The 19,374-nt window shown below is 44.8% G+C and carries 22 protein-coding genes; 9 read left to right on the plus strand and 13 right to left on the minus strand.

All coding sequences use genetic code 11. From position 1 onward, the window contains the following. The first annotated feature begins 44 nt into the window (after positions 1 to 44). Genes coaD through L1076_RS20340 form a run of 3 tightly spaced genes read left to right on the plus strand, consistent with a single transcriptional unit; the run spans position 45 to position 2,338 of the window. Positions 45 to 545, plus strand: a complete 501-nt coding sequence (coaD, locus tag L1076_RS20330) for a pantetheine-phosphate adenylyltransferase (protein ID WP_054756312.1) — start codon at positions 45 to 47, stop codon at positions 543 to 545. A 27-nt stretch (positions 546 to 572) separates the two neighbouring features. Then, the gene (locus L1076_RS20335; protein ID WP_102388621.1) at positions 573 to 1,553 is read left to right on the plus strand and encodes a glycosyltransferase; all 981 of its coding nucleotides are present in this window, start codon (positions 573 to 575) and stop codon (positions 1,551 to 1,553) included. 20 nt (positions 1,554 to 1,573) lie between these two features. Further along, positions 1,574 to 2,338, plus strand: a complete 765-nt coding sequence (locus L1076_RS20340; RefSeq protein WP_237304370.1) for a glycosyltransferase family 25 protein — start codon at positions 1,574 to 1,576, stop codon at positions 2,336 to 2,338. 6 nt (positions 2,339 to 2,344) lie between these two features. On the opposite strand, the gene mutM is transcribed toward L1076_RS20340, so the two are convergent. The 5 genes from mutM to radC form a co-directional block, all read right to left on the minus strand. Then, positions 2,345 to 3,154 (minus strand): bifunctional DNA-formamidopyrimidine glycosylase/DNA-(apurinic or apyrimidinic site) lyase, encoded by an 810-nt coding sequence (gene mutM / locus L1076_RS20345; protein WP_237304371.1) that lies wholly within the window; start codon positions 3,152 to 3,154, stop codon positions 2,345 to 2,347. 101 nt (positions 3,155 to 3,255) lie between these two features. After that, a complete protein-coding gene (locus L1076_RS20350; RefSeq protein WP_038864824.1) occupies positions 3,256 to 3,732 on the minus strand; it encodes a hypothetical protein in 477 nt (158 codons plus the stop codon). A 177-nt stretch (positions 3,733 to 3,909) separates the two neighbouring features. Continuing rightward, complete coding sequence (gene rpmG, locus L1076_RS20355) at positions 3,910 to 4,080, minus strand: 50S ribosomal protein L33 (protein ID WP_004410866.1); 171 nt, start codon at positions 4,078 to 4,080, stop codon at positions 3,910 to 3,912. Positions 4,081 to 4,093: 13 nt separating this feature from the next. Then, positions 4,094 to 4,330: a 50S ribosomal protein L28 gene (gene rpmB, locus L1076_RS20360; RefSeq protein ID WP_005467944.1), complete on the minus strand. Its 237-nt coding sequence runs from the start codon at positions 4,328 to 4,330 to the stop codon at positions 4,094 to 4,096. Positions 4,331 to 4,633: 303 nt separating this feature from the next. Continuing rightward, complete coding sequence (radC, locus tag L1076_RS20365; RefSeq protein WP_038877097.1) at positions 4,634 to 5,308, minus strand: DNA repair protein RadC; 675 nt, start codon at positions 5,306 to 5,308, stop codon at positions 4,634 to 4,636. A gap of 343 nt (positions 5,309 to 5,651) precedes the next feature. Here radC and coaBC point away from each other — a divergent pair, with 343 nt between their 5' ends. The 3 genes from coaBC (at position 5,652) to L1076_RS20380 (ending at position 8,558) form a co-directional block, all read left to right on the plus strand. Next, positions 5,652 to 6,851: a bifunctional phosphopantothenoylcysteine decarboxylase/phosphopantothenate--cysteine ligase CoaBC gene (gene coaBC, locus L1076_RS20370; protein WP_237304372.1), complete on the plus strand. Its 1,200-nt coding sequence runs from the start codon at positions 5,652 to 5,654 to the stop codon at positions 6,849 to 6,851. A gap of 160 nt (positions 6,852 to 7,011) precedes the next feature. Next, positions 7,012 to 7,602 (plus strand): nucleoid occlusion factor SlmA, encoded by a 591-nt coding sequence (gene slmA, locus L1076_RS20375; RefSeq protein ID WP_005434407.1) that lies wholly within the window; start codon positions 7,012 to 7,014, stop codon positions 7,600 to 7,602. A gap of 5 nt (positions 7,603 to 7,607) precedes the next feature. Continuing rightward, positions 7,608 to 8,558: a Kdo(2)-lipid IV(A) acyltransferase gene (locus tag L1076_RS20380; RefSeq protein WP_171375080.1), complete on the plus strand. Its 951-nt coding sequence runs from the start codon at positions 7,608 to 7,610 to the stop codon at positions 8,556 to 8,558. A gap of 70 nt (positions 8,559 to 8,628) precedes the next feature. Here L1076_RS20380 and pyrE read toward each other — a convergent pair whose 3' ends face one another. Together pyrE and rph are read right to left on the minus strand one after the other, a co-directional pair. Further along, on the minus strand, positions 8,629 to 9,270 hold the full coding sequence (gene pyrE / locus L1076_RS20385; RefSeq protein WP_237304373.1) for an orotate phosphoribosyltransferase: 642 nt from the start codon (positions 9,268 to 9,270) through the stop codon (positions 8,629 to 8,631). Positions 9,271 to 9,511: 241 nt separating this feature from the next. Continuing rightward, positions 9,512 to 10,228: a ribonuclease PH gene (gene rph / locus L1076_RS20390; protein WP_005430192.1), complete on the minus strand. Its 717-nt coding sequence runs from the start codon at positions 10,226 to 10,228 to the stop codon at positions 9,512 to 9,514. A 175-nt stretch (positions 10,229 to 10,403) separates the two neighbouring features. On the opposite strand from rph, the gene L1076_RS20395 reads away from it, so the two are divergent. From L1076_RS20395 to L1076_RS20405, 3 genes are all read left to right on the plus strand, one after another. After that, positions 10,404 to 11,270, plus strand: a complete 867-nt coding sequence (locus L1076_RS20395) for a YicC/YloC family endoribonuclease (protein WP_038864819.1) — start codon at positions 10,404 to 10,406, stop codon at positions 11,268 to 11,270. 126 nt (positions 11,271 to 11,396) lie between these two features. Beyond that, complete coding sequence (locus L1076_RS20400) at positions 11,397 to 12,815, plus strand: winged helix-turn-helix domain-containing protein (protein ID WP_237304374.1); 1,419 nt, start codon at positions 11,397 to 11,399, stop codon at positions 12,813 to 12,815. A 186-nt stretch (positions 12,816 to 13,001) separates the two neighbouring features. Next, entirely contained in the window at positions 13,002 to 13,478 is a 477-nt protein-coding gene (locus tag L1076_RS20405; protein WP_045409300.1) for a hypothetical protein, read from the plus strand. A gap of 54 nt (positions 13,479 to 13,532) precedes the next feature. Here the strand turns inward: L1076_RS20405 and L1076_RS20410 are convergent, their stop codons facing one another. The 6 genes from L1076_RS20410 to L1076_RS20435 all read right to left on the minus strand — a co-directional run bounded on the left by L1076_RS20410 (position 13,533) and on the right by L1076_RS20435 (position 19,364). Beyond that, the gene (locus L1076_RS20410) at positions 13,533 to 14,486 is read right to left on the minus strand and encodes a DMT family transporter (protein ID WP_045409298.1); all 954 of its coding nucleotides are present in this window, start codon (positions 14,484 to 14,486) and stop codon (positions 13,533 to 13,535) included. Positions 14,487 to 14,686: 200 nt separating this feature from the next. Continuing rightward, entirely contained in the window at positions 14,687 to 15,061 is a 375-nt protein-coding gene (locus L1076_RS20415) for a hypothetical protein (protein ID WP_038870114.1), read from the minus strand. A gap of 166 nt (positions 15,062 to 15,227) precedes the next feature. Then, positions 15,228 to 15,653 (minus strand): phosphate-starvation-inducible PsiE family protein, encoded by a 426-nt coding sequence (locus tag L1076_RS20420; protein ID WP_038870113.1) that lies wholly within the window; start codon positions 15,651 to 15,653, stop codon positions 15,228 to 15,230. A gap of 141 nt (positions 15,654 to 15,794) precedes the next feature. Further along, on the minus strand, positions 15,795 to 16,634 hold the full coding sequence (locus tag L1076_RS20425) for an ATP-binding cassette domain-containing protein (protein ID WP_237304375.1): 840 nt from the start codon (positions 16,632 to 16,634) through the stop codon (positions 15,795 to 15,797). A gap of 36 nt (positions 16,635 to 16,670) precedes the next feature. Then, positions 16,671 to 17,528, minus strand: a complete 858-nt coding sequence (locus tag L1076_RS20430; RefSeq protein ID WP_050568419.1) for an ABC transporter ATP-binding protein — start codon at positions 17,526 to 17,528, stop codon at positions 16,671 to 16,673. Between the two features lie 9 nt (positions 17,529 to 17,537). After that, positions 17,538 to 19,364 (minus strand): extracellular solute-binding protein, encoded by a 1,827-nt coding sequence (locus L1076_RS20435; RefSeq protein WP_038870112.1) that lies wholly within the window; start codon positions 19,362 to 19,364, stop codon positions 17,538 to 17,540. Between the last annotated feature and the right edge of the window lie 10 nt (positions 19,365 to 19,374).

Here is a 19,374-nt window from a genome sequence, read left to right on the forward strand (position 1 = left end):
TTTAAGCGTTTTTTGACACTTTTGACAAACACAACGAGCTGCATATGAAACAACAAGGTCATAGTGCCACACACGTCATTTATCCGGGAACCTTCGACCCTATCACAAATGGCCACTTAAACCTCATAGAACGCGCGGCCCAGATGTTCGACTCTATCACGATCGGCGTTGCTGCAAGTCCTTCCAAAAAGACCCTGTTCACTTTAGAAGAACGGGTCCAATTAGTAGAAAGTTCTATCAGTCACCTTTCCAATGTGAACGTTGAAGGCTTCACTGGTTTATTGGTCGATTTTGCAAAAGATCAAAACGCAAACATTTTGATTCGCGGCCTGCGAACTACTGTCGACTTCGAATATGAATTTGGCCTAACCAGCATGTACAGAAAACTCTTACCAGGTCTCGAAAGTGTTTTCCTTACCCCTGATGACGAATACGCATTCCTATCTTCTACGATTGTAAGAGAAGTGGCTTTACATGGTGGTGATATTAGCCGATTTGTTCCTACACCAGTTGAACTCGCACTTGCTCAAAAAACAAAGAACTAATTACTCGAACAAAAGAAAAGAATAGCTATGAACGTATTAATTGTGTGTAAAGGCACATTACCCCCTGTTGCTTATGGTGGTACAGAACGTGTTGTATGGAGCTTAATGAAAGCGCTTCATCAACTGGGTCATAACGTTTACATTCTGAATCCTGAACCCATGACATGTGATTGGGCAACGTGTATTACCCAGCAACCAGACTTGTCTATTGATGAACAAATCCCTGACGAGGTGGATGTCGTTCACTTCCATGTTGGTGGTCGTTGCACCAAAAAACCTTATGTCATCACTCGTCATGGCAACAACACCGTTTCCAAGAAAAATGACCCCAATTCAATTTTCGTCTCTCAAAAACATGCACTAAACCACGGCTGTGAAGCCTTTGTGTGCAATGGTCTAGATTGGGGTGATTACCGTCAGCCAAACTTAGAACTCAATAACAGAGAAAACCGCTATCACTTCCTTGGCAAAGCGGCATGGCGTTTAAAAAACGTTCAAGGGGCAATAGATATTACGAAAAAAGCCAATGTAGCACTGGATGTGTTAGGTGGATACAGGTTGAACTTCAAGATGGGATTTCGACTCACCTTAGATCGCCACGTAAAATTCCACGGCATGGTCAACAATACAGAAAAGTGTGCAGTGCTTGAGCGCTCTAAAGGCCTAATCTTTCCAGTCACATGGGAAGAACCATTTGGATTGGCCATCACGGAAAGTCTATTTATGGGAACGCCCGTGTTTGCTACGCCATATGGATCACTACCTGAATTAATTAACTCGCCAGAGTTTGGCTTACTGTCAAATATTGAGGATGAACTTGCAGACGCAATTAAACATGGAAGCTACAATCCAAAACTGTGTCACGAATACGCTCGAGACACGTTTGATCATATTTCAATGGCCAAGGCTTACATAGAGAAGTACGAAAAAGTACTCAATGGAGAAGCTCTGAATCAGTTTCTTTCTGAGCCAGTAAAACAAATAAAAAAATTACCTTACTTTAGATAGAACACCAATTTTGAGTCACCATGAAAGCATTTTGTATCACTTTAAAAGGCTGTGAAGACAGGCAAGAAACAACATTAAACACCCTAAAGAGAATCGGTTTAGATTGTGAAGTTTTCTATGGCGTGGATGCACGTAAGGATGCTCACCCCTTATTAGAACACTTAGATCGGCGCCAGTTTGAATTTAATATGGGTCGCCCATGCATCATCGGTGAGGCGGGCTGCTACGCGAGCCATTACCTACTTTGGCAAAAGTGCGTTGAATTAAATGAACCTATTATCATTTTTGAAGATGATCTCAGCATCGAAGACGAGCTATTCCTTAACACATTGAAAGCCGTTGCAGAAAATATCGAAAACTGTGGTTATATTCGTACAGAAAACACTAGTAGTCGTGGCATGTTCTACGATACGAAACAATATGGCTCCCAACGCTTGGTTAAGTACCTAAAAGTACCACAGTGTACAACCTCTTATGCAATAAACCCCAAGGCGGCCCAAGCGTTTATCGAAGCAAGTAAAACGTTCCAATTCCCGGTAGATGTCTTCCTACGTAATACTTGGCTTCATAAGCAAGCGATGTTTGGCGTAAGGCAAGCTGGCTTACGTGGAGGCAATAAACCATCTGTCATTGGTAATAGAAAACGCCAAGGAGATAAAGACTACCTCGTGGCTACAATGAAGCTGCTGAATAAAGCAAAAAGTATGATGTTAAATTTAGTGATGAATGCCTACCATCTCATAAAAATGGGCCGAGAATACGGCCCAAAGAAGTTTGATAACTAACGCAGTTTACTTCTGACATTCCCCACAGAAGAAGGTATTGCGTTGGCCTATCTTTTGTTCTTGGAGAGCTTCGCCGCATTCTGGGCATGGCTCTCCGGCTTTTCCGTAAACTAATAACTCTTGTGCGAAGTAACCCGGTTTCCCATCTGCTTGAGCGAAGTCTTTCAGTGTGGTTCCGCCTTGCTGAATGGCGATCTCTAACGTGACTTTGATGTTCTCCACCAGCAATTGCCACTCTTTTTTGGTTAGCTTACCTGCAGGGCGAGTGGGATGAATGCGTGATTTAAACAATGATTCGTTGGCGTAGATGTTTCCGACTCCGACGACGACTTTATTGTCCATAATGAACTGTTTAACCGCAACGCGCTTACCTTTGGCTTTCTCCGCTACGTAATCAGCATTGAACTCTTCAGTCAAAGGTTCCGGTCCCATATGACCTAATACAGCATGTGATTCATTTGGTGCGCTCCACAGCCATGCGCCAAAACGGCGTGGATCGTTGTAGCGCAGTATTTTTCCATTAGTAAGTTTGAGATCCACATGATCGTGCTTTGCTGGAGGAAAATCAGCATCAAGCACACGCAGTGAACCCGACATTCCTAAATGAACAATCGCAGTACCTTCGTCCGTTTCAATCAACAGATACTTAGCGCGGCGACTGATATTACGAATCACCTGCCCTTCTAGCTTCTTCAACTCTTGAGGGATATCCCAACGCAGTTTCGGGGTTCGGAATACAAATGCCTTAATCGTCTCGCCAACCATGTGTGGACTGATGCCCATTCGGCTTACTTCAACTTCTGGTAATTCAGGCATTTAATTCTCCTTAAAACGCTAAGAGCATTGATATTGGGTGGCTAGCATAATCGAAAAGAACAAAGACAAACACAGCCTTTGAAAAGGGTTATTCGTAAGGCTTACTTGGGCATGATGTAATTGCCATCAACAGAAATCGCAATCCATTTATCTTGCCAGTTTTTAAACAACCAAAAGTCGCCAAGCCGATAAAAGGTCACTCGTTGCGGTTCTTCTAAGTCTTGGTACCAGATCTCAATACTTTCTGGAGAAGACAACTGAGACTTTAAATTATCGTATTGTTCTGAGGTCAGCTCAGTCCCTTCCAAAGATTGCCAACGAGTCACAATCTCTTGTACGGGAATATTAGCTTTAATGTTCGACTGCCATTGCCCATTTTGTTTCTCTAATTCCCAACCTGAGAAGTAAATAGCACTCACTTCATGATCAGAGCGCAATAAATTGGGGTAAGGATCCACGGGTTCTTCGACAAGGTAGGTTTTGATCAAGGTTGGCGCATTCAAGATCACCATAAAAACGATGATGCCTAGGATAAGAATATTGTTCCAACGACGGCGACGGGCCGGACTAACGCGCATAGCAGTTCCTAATCTCCTGTAGTTATCAACAAACTACCAAAGCGTATGAATTTTGACTAGAACATCTGTATGGAAACACGTGAAAGAAGGGATGAAGTGAAGGATTACTGAATTTTAGGTAATAAAAAGCCCAACTCGAGAGTTGGGCTTTTTAAATCGTCAAAGAGACAAAACCAATTATTTGATTTTAGCTTCTTTGTACATAACGTGCTGGCGTACAACTGGATCAAATTTCTTGATCTCAAATTTGCCTGGCATGTTACGCTTGTTCTTATCTGTTGTGTAGAAGTGGCCAGTACCTGCTGAAGATACTAGACGGATTTTCTCACGAACGCCTTTCTTTGCCATTGCCTATTTCCTCTTAAACGTTTTCGCCACGTGCACGGATATCAGCAAGAACAGTATCGATACCCTTCTTGTCGATGATGCGCATACCTTTTGCAGTAAGGCGTAGTTTAACAAAACGTTTTTCGCTCTCTACCCAGAAACGATGAGTTTGTAGGTTCGGCAGAAAACGACGCTTAGTAGCATTTCGTGCGTGTGAACGGTTGTTACCCGTTACTGGACGCTTACCAGTTACTTGGCATACTCGTGACATGAATGTCTTCTCCAAAATCGTTTCAGCTCGATATCAACCTTGGTGGCCGAACCTCTCTATTTCTCGGAAAGAAGTTAGAGGTTAAGAACCGCTATGGAAAATCCATACAAGGCTATCAAAGGTCGCGCATTATACTAACTTGATATGCATTGCTCAAGACCCGAACAGATCCTTTTTACAGGTTTTCGTGATCTTTTTTTAGACAGCAGGTTTTTTCTAGCAGTCCAAGCTGAATTCAGTTAAAAATTTAGTGGCGAGGATGATAGCAGATTTTTAGCAACTAACAACCTAAAAAATGCACAGTTATATCCACCCTCTTTCTGCAAAAGAAACGCTTTCGCCATCACCGATAACGAAATGGTCCAAAATCCGTATATCCACCAGCGCTAAAGCATCGATTAATCGTCGCGTAATTCGTCTGTCTGCTTGGCTCGGCTCTGCAACACCAGACGGGTGATTGTGTGCCAGAATCAAAGCAGCTGCGTTATGATGCAGGGCTCGCTTGACCACTTCTCTCGGATAAACCGACGCGGCATCTAGTGTGCCTTCAAACAAAATCTCATCTTTTATTACTCTATGCTGGTTATCTAAGAAAAGAATGTAGAAAGCCTCTCTTTGTCGATCTCTTAATATAGAAGAAAGATACATTTTAGTTTGTTCGGGGCTGGTTAATGCATCACCACGCTTTAAGGTTTCGGCTAAATAACGTTGCGTCATTTCCAAGACAGCTTGTAACTGCACGTATTTCGCTTGTCCCAACCCTTTGTGTTGGCAGAACTCTTTTTCGGTTGCAGAAAAAAGCTGGCGAAGTGAACCGAAATCTTGAATAAGAAAATCAGCCAATTCGATGACATTCATACCTTGTGTGCCAGTGCGAAGAAAAATCGCCAATAGTTCAGCATCGCTCAAAGCTTGCGGCCCTCTGTGTAGCAGCTTCTCTCGTGGCATAGAATCAGTAGGTAAGGATTTAAGGGTCATCATGAGCTCTCTTTCTCTAGTGAACTCCTATTGCACAAAACAAAAGCAGAAATTCGAAACTGACTTTTGTTTTTTTCCGTTAGCCGCAACTTTTTTATGTAATTTAGCAATCCATCAGAATGTACCGCGTTCAACCAGATCGTCTTTTCTCTCCTGTGGATTTCTTAAAAAGGCATAGACCTCTTCTCTAAAATTTGAACACAAAAAACCATTATTGAGGCTCTAGAAATCCCAATAATTAATATTCTGTAGTTTGATATGGATTAGCTTCTCATCAGATTTGCTTGGGCGATGATAGATTCAGTTGTGCTAAACTCGTCGCCAGAAAAATTGGAGATCTCACATGCAAACACTAGCAGGAAAGAAAATTCTACTCGGCATCAGTGGCGGTATTGCCGCGTATAAATGTGCGGAGCTAACCCGTCGCCTAATAGAAAGAGGCGCGCAAGTTCAAGTAGTGATGACCAAAGCGGCGAAGGAGTTCATTACTCCCTTAACCATGCAGGCAGTTTCTGGGCGCCCGGTGTCGGATAGCTTGTTAGACCCAGCAGCAGAAGCGTCGATGGGTCACATTGAACTGGCAAAATGGGCAGATTTGGTTCTTCTTGCTCCTGCGACTGCAGATTTGATTGCACGTATGTCGGCAGGCATGGGTAATGACTTGCTTACTACGTTAGTACTTGCGACAGATTCACCAGTAGCGGTATCTCCAGCAATGAATCAACAGATGTACCGCAATGTCGCAACTCAAGAAAACATCGCGACACTGGCACGCCGTGGTATGCACATTTGGGGCCCTGCGGCCGGTGAGCAAGCGTGTGGTGATGTTGGTCCAGGTCGAATGCTAGAGCCAATGCAACTAGTGCATCTGTGTGAGCAGTTCTTCCAACCGAACCTGTTGGCAGGAAAATCGGTACTGATCACCGCAGGTCCAACTCGCGAAGCGATTGACCCAGTGCGTTACATTTCTAACCACAGCTCAGGAAAGATGGGCTTTGCACTAGCAAATGCCGCAGCGCAATTGGGTGCGAAGGTCACGCTAGTCAGTGGACCCGTCAGCTTGAATACGCCAGCAGGTGTTGAGCGTATCAATGTTGCGAGTGCACAAGAGATGCATGACGCTGTAATGGCTCACGCGCCAAACCACGAAGCTTTCATTAGCTGCGCCGCCGTAGCAGATTACCGTCCAGAAAATGTAGCGTCTCAAAAGTTGAAAAAGACCGAAAACAACGATCAGATGACCATCAACATGGTCAAAAATCCTGATATCGTAGCGACCGTTGCCAATATGACAGAGCAACGTCCATTTACAGTTGGTTTTGCCGCAGAGACCAACGACGTAGAAACCTACGCTCGCGGTAAACTGGTAAAGAAAAACCTCGATATGATTTGTGCGAACGATGTTTCTGTTGAAGGCCAAGGTTTTAACAGTAACGACAATGCTATCACTTTATTCTGGCCAGAAGGCGAACAGGCGTTGGCATTAGAATCCAAAGAAGCGCTAAGTTTCAGAATTTTGGAAAAAATGCACGAATTGATGTAATTGCCATTCGCTTTTCATAGAAAACTGGCACAAATTTGGTACAAACATGACAAGTGAGGGTGTTAAAGCTCCCATTACCTCCTCACTGGTCTAGTTTGATGCCAAAGAGCGTCTTATAATCCCCTCCGCTCAACTTTGTATTTTGAAAGGAAGTAACTAAATGGCCGGCAGTAAAAAATCCAATCGTCGTGAAGAAATCTTGCAAGCTCTCGCGCAGATGCTTGAATCTACAGAAGGGGCTTCACGCATTACTACGGCAAAATTGGCGAAACAGGTCGGTGTTTCAGAAGCGGCACTTTATCGCCACTTCCCAAGTAAAGCTCGCATGTTTGAAGGCTTGATTGAGTTCATCGAAGAAGCACTCATGACTCGTATCAACCGCATTTTGGATGATGAGAAAGACACGCTAGAGCGCATTCGTATGGTAATGCACCTTATCTTGGCATTCTCAGAACGTAACCCAGGTTTGACACGCATTCTTTCTGGTCATGCTCTAATGTTTGAAAATGAGCGCCTACGCGATCGCATCAACCAACTGTTTGAACGTATCGAAACACAGCTTCGTCAGATCCTGCGTGAACGTAAGATCCGTGAAGGCAAATCGTTCCCAGTGGAAGAGCGCATTTTGGCAGCTCAAATCCTAGGACAAGTTGAAGGCAGCTTGAACCGCTTTGTTCGTAGTGATTTCAAATACCAACCAACCGCGAACTTTGACGAGTATTGGGCACTTCTCAGCGCACAAATTAAGTAGAGATTATGAGTAAAGACAAATTCACTAAGCCGGAGTTTTCTCTTTCACTTCTCCACCCTCGTAACTGGGGTGTTTGGCTCGGCTTTGGCTTTTTGGCTATCGTGGTCAATATCCTTCCATACCGTATGTTGCTGTCGTTAGGCCGTACACTTGGCCACCTCGGTATGCGCTACGGCAAAGGTCGTGTCCATGTCGCGACACGTAACCTTGAACTGGCTTTTCCAGATAAAGCGCCTGAAGAGATCCAACACATTGTTGAAGAGAACTTCAAGAATACCGGTATGGCACTGATCGAAACCGGTATCACTTGGTTTTGGCCGACATGGCGTTTCAAAACTCTGATCATTGAGAAAGACCTAGTCGCACTTCGTGAGAAAGCCACAGAAGGTAAAGGTGTATTACTGTGTTGTGTACATGCTTTAAATCTTGAAATCACCGCTCGTGCTTTCGGTGTGTTAGGTGTTGCAGGCTATGGCGCTTTCCGCCCGCACAACAACCCAGCGTACAACTTCATTCAGTACTGGGGACGCACGCACAACGGCAACAAACTCATTGACCGCAAAGACGTTAAACAAATGATTCGTGTTCTACGCAGCGGTGAACGTTTGTTTTACTTACCGGATCACGATTACGGTCGTAACAAATCGGTATTCGTGCCTTTCTTCGCAATTGAAGACGCTTGTACTACAACTGGCACCAGCATTCTGGCTTACACGTCCAAGTGCTCGATAATTCCGGGCTCAGGCTTCCGCAATGGAGATGGTAAGTATGAAATCATCGCTGATAAGTGCATTGAAGCCGACTATCCGAAAAAAGACGAAGTAGCAGCAGCGGCTTATATGAACACCTTTGTAGAAGAAGTTATTCTGCGCGCACCAGAGCAGTGGATGTGGCTGCACAAACGCTACAAGACCATGGCTGATGAAACTGCGCCAAAAGGTATTCGCTATAAGTAAGTGATAAAGATAAAAGAAAGGGGCTGATGGATATCCACCAGCCCCTTTTTCTTTAATGATGAAAGAACAATTAAATGCCGTATTCCGCGCGGTACGCTTTTACTGCTTCTAGGTGCTCTTTGTCTGTACCTTTCTCTTCAAGGAAAGTCACAAGGTCTGTCAGGCTAACGATTGAGATGATTGCACAACCAAAGTCACGCTCCACTTCTTGAATCGCAGACAACTCACCTTTGCCTTTTTCTTGACGGTCAATCGCAACCAACACGCCTGCTAGGTCCGCACCGTTTGCTTGGATGATTTCCATTGATTCGCGAATCGCGGTACCTGCTGTGATTACGTCATCTACTAGCATGATACGACCTTCAAGAGCAGAGCCTACAAGGTTGCCACCTTCGCCGTGATCTTTTGCTTCTTTACGGTTGAAGCAGTAAGGCGTGTCGATGTCGTGGTGATCCGCTAGCGCTACTGCAGTTGTCGTCGCGATTGGGATACCTTTGTACGCAGGGCCAAACAGGACATCAAACTCAATGCCTGCATCCGCCAACGCTGCTGCGTAAAAACGACCAAGACGCGCTAGGTCACGACCAGTATTGAAAAGACCAGCGTTAAAGAAGTACGGGCTTTTACGGCCAGATTTCAAAGTAAACTCACCAAACTTAAGAACTTCTTTCTCAAGTGCAAACTCAATAAATTCACGCTGGTATGCTTTCATTATTTTCTCTCTAAATACAGGCTTGGTATCCATATTCCCAAGCAGTTAATAAACACTAATGCGTTATCTCCTAAGTAGATGGATTTACAGCTAGGCAGCAAGTTTTTCTATCCCTATGAGCATAGTCTTCCTATGTAAATAGGTCGGACTGGCGCTCCAGTAGAAAAGCGCAGCGAACAACGCTGTAGATTCATATACGACGGAGATAAAAAAATAGCCCCCATAATGGGAGCTATTAAAATCAATTGGCTAACGCCGCCTTCTGCGCTGCGACAATTTCCGTAATGCCGACTTTCGCCGACTCTAGCAGAGCCATCAGCTGCTCGTGACTGAACGGTTCACCTTCTGCGGTGCCCTGAATTTCAATCATCTTGCCTTCTTCTGTCATCACTACATTCATGTCTGTGTCTGCCGCTGAATCTTCAACGTACTCAAGGTCACACAGAACATCATCACCTAGTAAACCAACAGAAACTGCCGCTACGTGACCTTTCATTGGGTTTGCTTTTAGCTTGCCGCTATCCACTAGGTGTTGGAACGCATCGGCCATTGCAACGCTTGCGCCGCTGATAGATGCAGTGCGAGTACCGCCATCTGCTTGGATAACATCACAGTCAACCGTGATCATGAACTCACCCATCGCTTGTAGATCAACGACAGCGCGTAGGCTACGTGCGATCAAGCGTTGGATTTCCATCGTACGACCACCTTGCTTACCGTTCGCCGCTTCACGACGAGTACGCGAGTGAGTTGCACGAGGTAGCATGCCGTATTCAGCCGTTACCCAGCCTTTACCTTGACCTTTTAGCCAACGAGGCACAGATTCTTCAACGGTCGCATTACACAACACTTTGGTGTTACCAAACTCAACTAACACTGAGCCTTCAGCGTAAGCTGTGTAGTTACGAGTAATTTTGATTGGGCGAACTTGGTCCGCCTTGCGATCGTTTGGACGCATGGGCATCTACCTTAAGTAATGAGGAGAAGACGATTTGGTTGGGCGCAGATTATAACGGAATCGATTAAATAAAGCTATCTGGACAATCTCGTCACAGAATAGCAAAGCCTCTGCCATCTTGCTGTGCTACTATTGCGTGGTAATTTTCAGCAAATTTAAAAGACAGGAAAATTCGATGATTTACAGTATGACAGCGTATGCGCGCAAAGAAGTAAAAGGCGATTGGGGCAGCGCAGTGTGGGAGATCCGCAGTGTAAACCAACGCTACCTAGAAACTTACTTCCGCATGCCAGAACAGTTCCGTGCTCTTGAGCCAGTACTGCGTGAGCGTTTTCGTAAGCGCCTAGCTCGCGGCAAAGTAGAATGTAATCTGCGTTTTGAAGCAAACCCAGCAGCAAAAGCAGAGCTTAGCATTAACGAAGCACTGGCAAACCAAGTGATCAAAGCTGCTGAGCAAGTGATGCACATGACTGGCGAACTAAGCCGCATCAACCCATTCCAAGTCATGCAATGGCCTGGTGTGATGGAAACACCTGAGCAAAATATGGATGAGGTGAACAAAGAACTGCTTGCTGCATTTGATGAAGCAATTGGTGAGTTCATCGAAGCGCGTGGCCGTGAAGGCGACAACATGAAAGCGCTTATCGAACAACGCCTAGAAGCGATCACATCAGAAGTCGTGAAAGTGCGCGCACGCATGCCAGAAATCCTAGAGTGGCAACGTGAGCGTCTGTTCTCGAAGTTTGAAGATGCGAAAGTAGAGCTAGACCCATCTCGCGTTGAGCAAGAGCTTATCCTTCTGGCACAGAAATCAGACGTAGCAGAAGAGCTAGACCGTCTTGATTCTCACGTAAAAGAAACCACAAACATCCTGAAGAAAGGTGGCGCAGTCGGTCGTCGTTTAGATTTCATGATGCAAGAGTTCAACCGTGAGTCGAACACGCTAGCGTCAAAATCAATCAGCACAGACATCACTGCATCAGGTGTTGAACTGAAAGTTCTGATTGAGCAAATGCGCGAACAAATTCAGAACATCGAATAATAAAGACCTCGATGAGATATCTAAAGAGCCTCGCACTGCGGGGCTTTTTATTTGCTGATGCTTCACTTGCTTCCTATATATAAAACCAATAGTCTTGTGTGGTTACTTCTAAACCATTGAATCGCCATGACTCGTCCGCATTGCTTCGTCCTGCAACATGACTCCCCTATTTCTTTCTATCCTGATAAAAATCAGTTGATGATTGATGGTGAGGAGATTCATTTAGAGCCATTGCAAGCAAGATTGCTCAGCTGCTTTATCGAGAACCGTGGGAACGTACTGAGTACCCAGCAAATCGCCGATGATGTCTGGCAAAGGACGCAAGTTTCCGACAACTTGGTGAGACAAGTCATTAGTCTACTGCGCAGTCAGCTTCAGGACAAAACGCGTCCGTATCGCATCATTCAGACTATTCCTAAGCAAGGTTACTTATTTGATATCGAAGTGACTGAGCCAAGCATAACGCGCCCTCCTATCACTGAAGAAGCGGTTCCTCTTACTCGTACCGCAAAGCCTAAAAACAAACGTATGGTTTTAGCTGTAGCGGCAATCCTGACGGTTGGGCTTATTATGGCTTGGGTAGTAAAAAATGGTGACACCACAGATGAAACAACGGTGATAACAGCACAACAAAGTGACGTAGTGCCCGTTTATATTCATGATATTACGCTCGATTCCAGCAGTAACTTTGAAATGGCAGAAAGCGTATATAACTATCTCTTCTATGGTCTAAATTCAGCCAAAAACCTATCCGGTTATCACTATTCTCAGTTATCCCAACAAAGTAAGCAGTCTCTTGCCAACCACGGTGTTGAGCTCAAAAGTTGGATTAAGAAAGTAGAAGGCAATTATGTGCTTAGCGTCTTGGTGCAAAACAACCATCAACCCAACCAGAGCCAAAAGGTAGAGAAGACATTTAACCAAGATAACTTCTTCGATGCTATTGGCGATGTGATTTTAGAAATCAAAGCCATCATTGCCCCAATGAGTTCCGATTACGAAGTGGCGAGCCATCGCGTGACGTCCATCAGTAACTATGACGATTGGAAAGTGATCTCTGAAGGGATTTCTCTTTTCTATCAAGGTAAAGGTGGTCCCGCTTTTTCGAATATTGCTCAGCAGCTAAATACGATTCAACAGCAAGGGCGAGACAGCTATTTGGTCAGCGCTTTGTTGTCTTACTCTGAATCTTTAGCTTACTTACGCGAGCACAAAGAAGAAGACCGAGAGCAAGCGCTTCACTCAGCCAAGCAAGCGTTCGAACTGAACCCACGTTGTGATATTGCCAACCTCACTTTGGGGCTTGCTTTGCTTATCAACCAGCACCCTAATCAAGCCTTCCCATACTTGTTTTACGCAGCAGAAAGCACGCCAAGTCCGATCAGTTTTTACTTACTCAGTGTGGCTGACAAACTCGCAGATAACCCAAAAGGCTCGCAGTACAATTACCAACGCTATACTGAGATGAAAAAAGAACATAACGGGCAACTGTTTGATCTTATTGAATCTTCACAAAAAGCAAACCTATTCCAAACAGCCAAATAGCCTCAAATAAGCCGAAACGGAAAACCTCTGCTCTCACCGATTGTTAAGTCGGCATCTCCAACGTTGATGGGTATTCTGGATGTTTGATTTTTGTTTGGAGTTCAACTCGCTTGCCTTGCATCAAGCGTAAAAAACGCGCCTTCCACATACTTGTAAACCAAATCATTCATTTCTTGGGATACACACATGTTGAAGAAGTTTGCTTTTCAGATCATTCCAATCCAGATCTTTCTGTTCGTCTTTTGGTTCAAAAATGGCTTTATCGATAAAGTGATGGGAGTGCTACTTGGCTTCATCACGCCTGACACCGCCTATGCAGGCGATACTTGGGCTGGCTGGAAAGGTTATATCGTTGGAACTTGGGATAAGAGCCAAGTCGGTCATGCACTGCTAAGTCCAACGTTTGACTTTATGTTCCCGATCCTCATTGCTTTGCAGTGCTTACCGTTTTTATTGGTGATTCGCTCGGTGCTGGCAGGTGAGTTTATGGCTGGAAAAGAGCGTCCATGGCTACTCTATGCGGCTTTTGCATCTCTGTTCGTAACGGGTTGTATGGCTTTCACCCAAACCATTACAGGTGCAAGTGATGGACAATATCTATGGCAATTTATTGGCTTTAGCATGGTTGCCATCATGTATCTGCGTAACGAACAAGGTAAATAAAGTCACATCAAAAGCCCCAATCCAATGGGGCTTCTTCATGACGTTTAGTCTGTTTTAGGCATTGATGTTCTTCATACAATGCTCACATAGCACAGGCTTTTGCTCTGCAGACTTGAGGCGAAAACGCTGCCAGAAAGTAGGTTCAGCTTTAGTGACAAAAATACCGCCCAATAATGGCAGCAGCAGAGCGACAGAAACCAACGACAAACTGTTACCCGCAATCCATGTAGAAAGACTCAGCGCAATCAACGGGAAAAACAGAAAACAGATCGAGGCAGTAAACGGCGTCGACACTTGTCCAAGCTTAAAGTACGCCACAATGCCACCTACGCTAGCAAACATACCGAGATAAATCACAGCGCTAATCGAGTCCACCGAGAACTGAGAAATATCTGGTCGCTCGACGAGCAATGAGGTGATAAAGAGCAACGCTGAGGCAACAAAGCTTGGAAAGGCGTTGTAAGTCAGTACTGGAATGCCTTTACAGAACTTTTCAACAAACACATACATCACTGCATGAATCGCGACCGCTCCACCTAGAGCGAGAAAGCCCAGCAGGTAATCCTCCCCACCTAGACTCATTTCTTTCGCCAGAATCAGAATTAAGCTCAGAACCGCGACCAAAAGGCCGGCAATCTGGGATTTACGTAACCTAAGCCCAAGAAACAGACTCGATGTCACCATCACCGCTATCGGCATATTGGCGAAGATGATCGAAGCAAGGCCCGATGAAATGTATTGTTCCCCAAAAATCATCAAGGTAAACGGAATCGCGAAATAGAAAATCGCAACGACGAACATCCAGAACACTTTACCTTTAGGGAAGAACAGAGGTTGTTTGAGGTGTTTCGCCAACATGATTAATAGCGGTGCGGCAATCAGAAAACGCAGTCCAGTAGCAAAGATAGGTGGAATAGTTTGCACCGCTACTTCCATCGCAAACCACGTGGTGCCCCAAATCAAACACACAGACACGAACAAGATAATTGGTAGATGCTTATACGTCATGACGACCTCCCGCTTGTTGAGCATTAACAAGGTTTGGCAGATACGCAGCAAGGAGCTCGTTACGAGCAATTAAAGTGGTTTTCATTTTTTAGTTCCCATCACAGGGCGGTGTAAATAAAAAAGCTATTTACACGCGTAACAAATTCGCACGGTAATGCGTGCAGTGACATTGTTGGCAGCGATATGCTGCGAGATAGGAATTAAGCTATCGGAGGACGATAGTGAGAGTGCATATCTGCACTGGTATAGATAGAAGTTTGGCTAGTCGCAAGCTCATGACGATATGGTGCCTCATATGAACGTTGCTGGGTTTCGACAACTGCCGTGCCTGAAGCATGACCATGGGAACAACATTGTTTTTCGAAGCATGTTCCGCCCGGTTCACAACAACCCGGTTCTTCCTTGTTGACGGTATTAAACTCGATATCACAATAGCTAAAGTGCATCACTTCTGCATTGGGAGTGTTATCTGAGTAACCGGGTGAGACCTCTGCACGAGCTACGCCACTCGACAGCATAAAAGCCATCAAAGCAGAGAGCAGGAAGCAAATTGTGGATGTGCTTTTCATCAGCATCACAATGTCTCATAAAAAGGAGAATACGGGATAGCGTGAAGATAACTGTCAAACAGACAAGAAACAATAGTGCTTGAGATGACTTTACACTTTTTTACCCCAAAGACGTGTAGATGTGATTCCCCTTCACACAAAAGCAAAGCCTCGCACTTGGCGAGGCTTAACATTATTCATCTTTTTCGGCGGTTTGATTATCAATATACGGCCAATAATGATGACCGACTCGAATAACCAAGGTTGCCGCAGCCAGAATAAACGCAGCTAAAGAGAGCCATACTATCATAACGGAATCGAGCTCTTTCATACCAAGCGTGATGTAGCGAGCAATGGCCATCATGGCAATATAAATTGGGTAACGAACTGGTATCTTACCGTTCATCACAAACTGCCCAACCATAGCAAGCACTTCCAGATAGATGAACATCAATAAGATATCATCGAGTGCAACACGCTTTTGCACGTAAATATGGACAAACTCTTCGACCATAGCCCAAACAGTCGCCAGAGTAATGGCAACCAAAAGCACAGCTTCAAGCAGATGAAAGATTTTCAGAAAAGGACGACTGAATGATTTAGGTAAATGCGACGGCATGGCCAACTATCCAAACAAATCAAAGGAGTAAGTTTGCAGTGTAGCACGCAGAGTTGAATAAGCTGAACTGACAAACCTCACCGGCAAAAAGAAAAAACGCTCCAATTAATAGGAGCGTTTCATTTTACCTAGAAGGTGACTTTACGCCACTTGCTGCTTTTTTTCTGCCACGCGCTTTTTCTTGCGGTATTTAGGGTGCGTGATAGGAATCGCGGATAGGAGTTTTTTGGTGTAGTCGTTTTTAGGGTTCGCATAAATTTCTTTCGCGTTACCCGCTTCCACCACTTTGCCAAAGTACATCACCGCCACTTTATCGGACACATGTTTCACTACAGACAAATCATGTGAGATGAAGATGATGGCCAGATTCATCTCTTGCTGAAGTTGCAGTAACAAATTCAAGATCTGAGCCTGAACCGATACGTCCAACGCGGATACCGACTCATCACAAATCAGCAATTTAGGCTTAAGGGCAATCGCACGAGCAATACCAATACGTTGGCGCTGACCACCGGAGAACTCATGCGGATAGCGGTTTACCGCGGTTTCTGGCAAACCGACTTTGACCAACAGCTCTTTCACCCACTGCTTACGCTCTGAGGACGTACCAATGTTGTGAATCACGTACGGCTCTTCGAGAATCATTCCAATCGTATGACGTTGGTTAAGCGATTCCATCGGGTCTTGAAAGACAATTTGCATGTCTTTACGCAATGAGCGCATTTGTTTCACAGACAATTTGGTGATGTCTTTGCCTTCAAAGAAAATCTTACCTTCTGTTGGCTCGTACAATTTCAAAATAGTACGACCTAGGGTACTTTTACCACAGCCAGATTCACCTACTAGGCCTAGAGTTTCCCCCTCACCTACTGATAACGACACGCCATCAACGGCTTTAATGGTGTAGCCTTTCTTAAACAGTCCTTTACCTGATACAAAGTGCTGCTTAAGATCTTCAATTCTTAATACTTCTTTTGCCATAACATCCTCTTTTATGACTTGTTCACTTTGCACCAGTTAGCTAGCAAACATACTGGCATCAATCGGTTTAATATCGATCATCTGTTTAGGTTCGTTATCTAAACTCGGCATCAAACCCATTAAACGTTCTGTATAAGGGTGCTGTGGGTTATCAAACAGCTCGAAAATCTCGGCTTTTTCCACAATACGACCACCGTACATCACGGCTACGTCATCACACACTTCCGCAACCACACCAAGATCATGAGTGATAAAAATCATCGCCATGCCCGTTTCTTCTTGAAGCTCATTCATTAGTTCAAGAATAGACGCCTGCACGGTTACATCCAGTGCTGTGGTTGGTTCATCACAGATAAGAATGTCTGGTTTACACGCTAATGCCATCGCGATCATCACACGCTGACGCATGCCACCCGATAGGTTATGTGGGTATTCATTCAGACGCTTTTCTGGCATTGGGATTTTTACTTTGGCCAGCATTTCTAGCGCGTAAGACTCTCTTTGCCTCTTATCCAATTCAGGACGGTGCAACTCCAAGACTTCGCACAGTTGGCGCCCGATACTATGTACGGGATTCAAAGCCGTCATCGGGTCTTGGAAAATAATAGAAATGCGGTCACCGCGCATGGCGTACATTTCTTCTGCTGGTAATGTGGCAAGGTCTGTACCGCGGTAATTGACCTCACCATTGACGATATTACCGTATGGTTTTGGCAACAGACCCATTATCGACATCGACGTGACACTCTTACCACTGCCCGACTCACCAACTAGACCAAGGGTACGCCCAGCACGAACATCAAAGTTCACGCCATGCAGTACTTTGACAGGTCCATCATCCGTAATGAATTCAACCTCAAGATCTTTAACACTTAGGATTACATCGTTTTCCATAACACATCCTTACAGCTTATAAGTGTCATCAACGACAACAACCGGTTCAAAAGTTTTACCCGATTTCATCGCCTTCTGGGTTTCTTTCTTCACATCAGTATCAATCCAGTAAGTGCCATCACCAATGATGCCACCGCTAAACAGTGCTTCCGTCATGCGGTTCATTGGCTTCTCTGGCAGCTTTAACCAACGCCAGTGGCCATAACGAACGTAAGGCACCATATAACCAGGAACAATCACGTGCGCATCAATAATGTCACGCTGGATTTCATGACCAAGTTGGATCTTTTTGTCCATGTCCATATTGAAGCGATAATCGATGATCTTCGCATCAAGTTCAGGCGTGCTGTAGTTTGTGAACGAGTTGGTTTGAGGCTTATTCGCGTTCACTGAGTGGAAGTATTCCCAATAGGTTGGTATCTCAGAAGTGCCCATATCAAGGAACGCTAAATCATGTTTCTTTTCACGCACATATTTGAACATCGACGAGCCATCGATCAGCTTAAGCTCAATGTCTAAACCAGCCAATTTAGCCTGTTCACGCACAAAGGCGATACGAGGCGTGTGTACTGGTGTCGCGTACGTCAATTCGAAGCTCAAACGTTGGCCTTTGTCATTGATACGGATACCGTCCGAACCAATCTTATCAAAACCCGCTGCAGCAAACGCTTGTGCCGCTTTTTCTGGGTCAAATTTCGGAGCTTTAGCATCTGGCAACGTGTATTTGCCGTGGCCGTAACCTGTTGGGTTTGGTTTACGACTGTAGTCACCACGCATGATGTTTTCGATCATGCCATCAAAGTCGATCGCGTGAGTAATGCCTTTGCGGATGTTTAAATCATCCAATAATGGCATTGCAGTATTCATCCAAACACCGCCAGCCCCTACAGGGTATTGGTTGTAACCCCAGAACTTCTGAATGTAGCCTTTTTGGTAAGGTGCGGTATTGGATTTGTCATGCCATAAGCTTGGTAGAACCAGACCAAATGCATCTAAACTGCCTTTCTCAAAGTGCTTCTTGGCAATATCGTTATCACGGATGACGGTGATGCGAATCTTGTCGACGTTATAACGGTTTTGGTAGTACTTGTTCGAGTAACCCCACCAGTCTTCGCCTACGTGTTTAAAGGTAACGCTTTTACCTTTTTTGATATCCGCTAGGTAGTAAGCACTCGTAGTTGGTTCACTCTTAAAGTTGTAATAGCGAACAAAGTTGTCGTGAATACCATCACCATTCTCATCTTTCTTTGGATTCGCATAGAAATGAGCAGGACGAGGACGCAGTGCGCCCATTCTCAACAACAACTCTTCAGGATTGAGTTCTTTCGCGGCTTTAACCGCGAACGTTAAATCATCGAACTTAATCACATCTTCGACAGTCTTGTTATAGTAATCGTTATACCATGGCTCAAGAATGTCTTTCGAGCGATAGAACTTCAGCATAAATACAAAATCGTCGGCAGTGACAGGTTTACCATCTGACCATTTTGCTTCTGGGTTCAGTTTAAAATAAACGGTTTTGTTATCACCCGCTAACGCCCACTCATTAGCTAACTCCGGAATAAATTCGAGAGTATCAGGGTGACGTACAACCAATCCCGGTGTTTCATCCAGGATATAAGAACGCAAACCTGAGTTGGCATCGGGGCCAACACTACGCAAAGTCTGAGGAAAGCTCGACATATACGCTCGGAAGGTACCACCACGTTTTGCTTCAGGAGAGCCATATTGAGGCTCATCCCAGTTTGTTTGCCAGTTTAAGTCAGTCGGAAGCGTTGCTGACATCGCACCAAAACTCAGGGCGCTCAGCGTTGACGCTAATAATAATTTTTTCATAAAACTTCCC

Source organism: Vibrio sp. MMG023, assembly GCF_021654215.1.
Taxonomy (GTDB): domain Bacteria; phylum Pseudomonadota; class Gammaproteobacteria; order Enterobacterales; family Vibrionaceae; genus Vibrio; species Vibrio jasicida.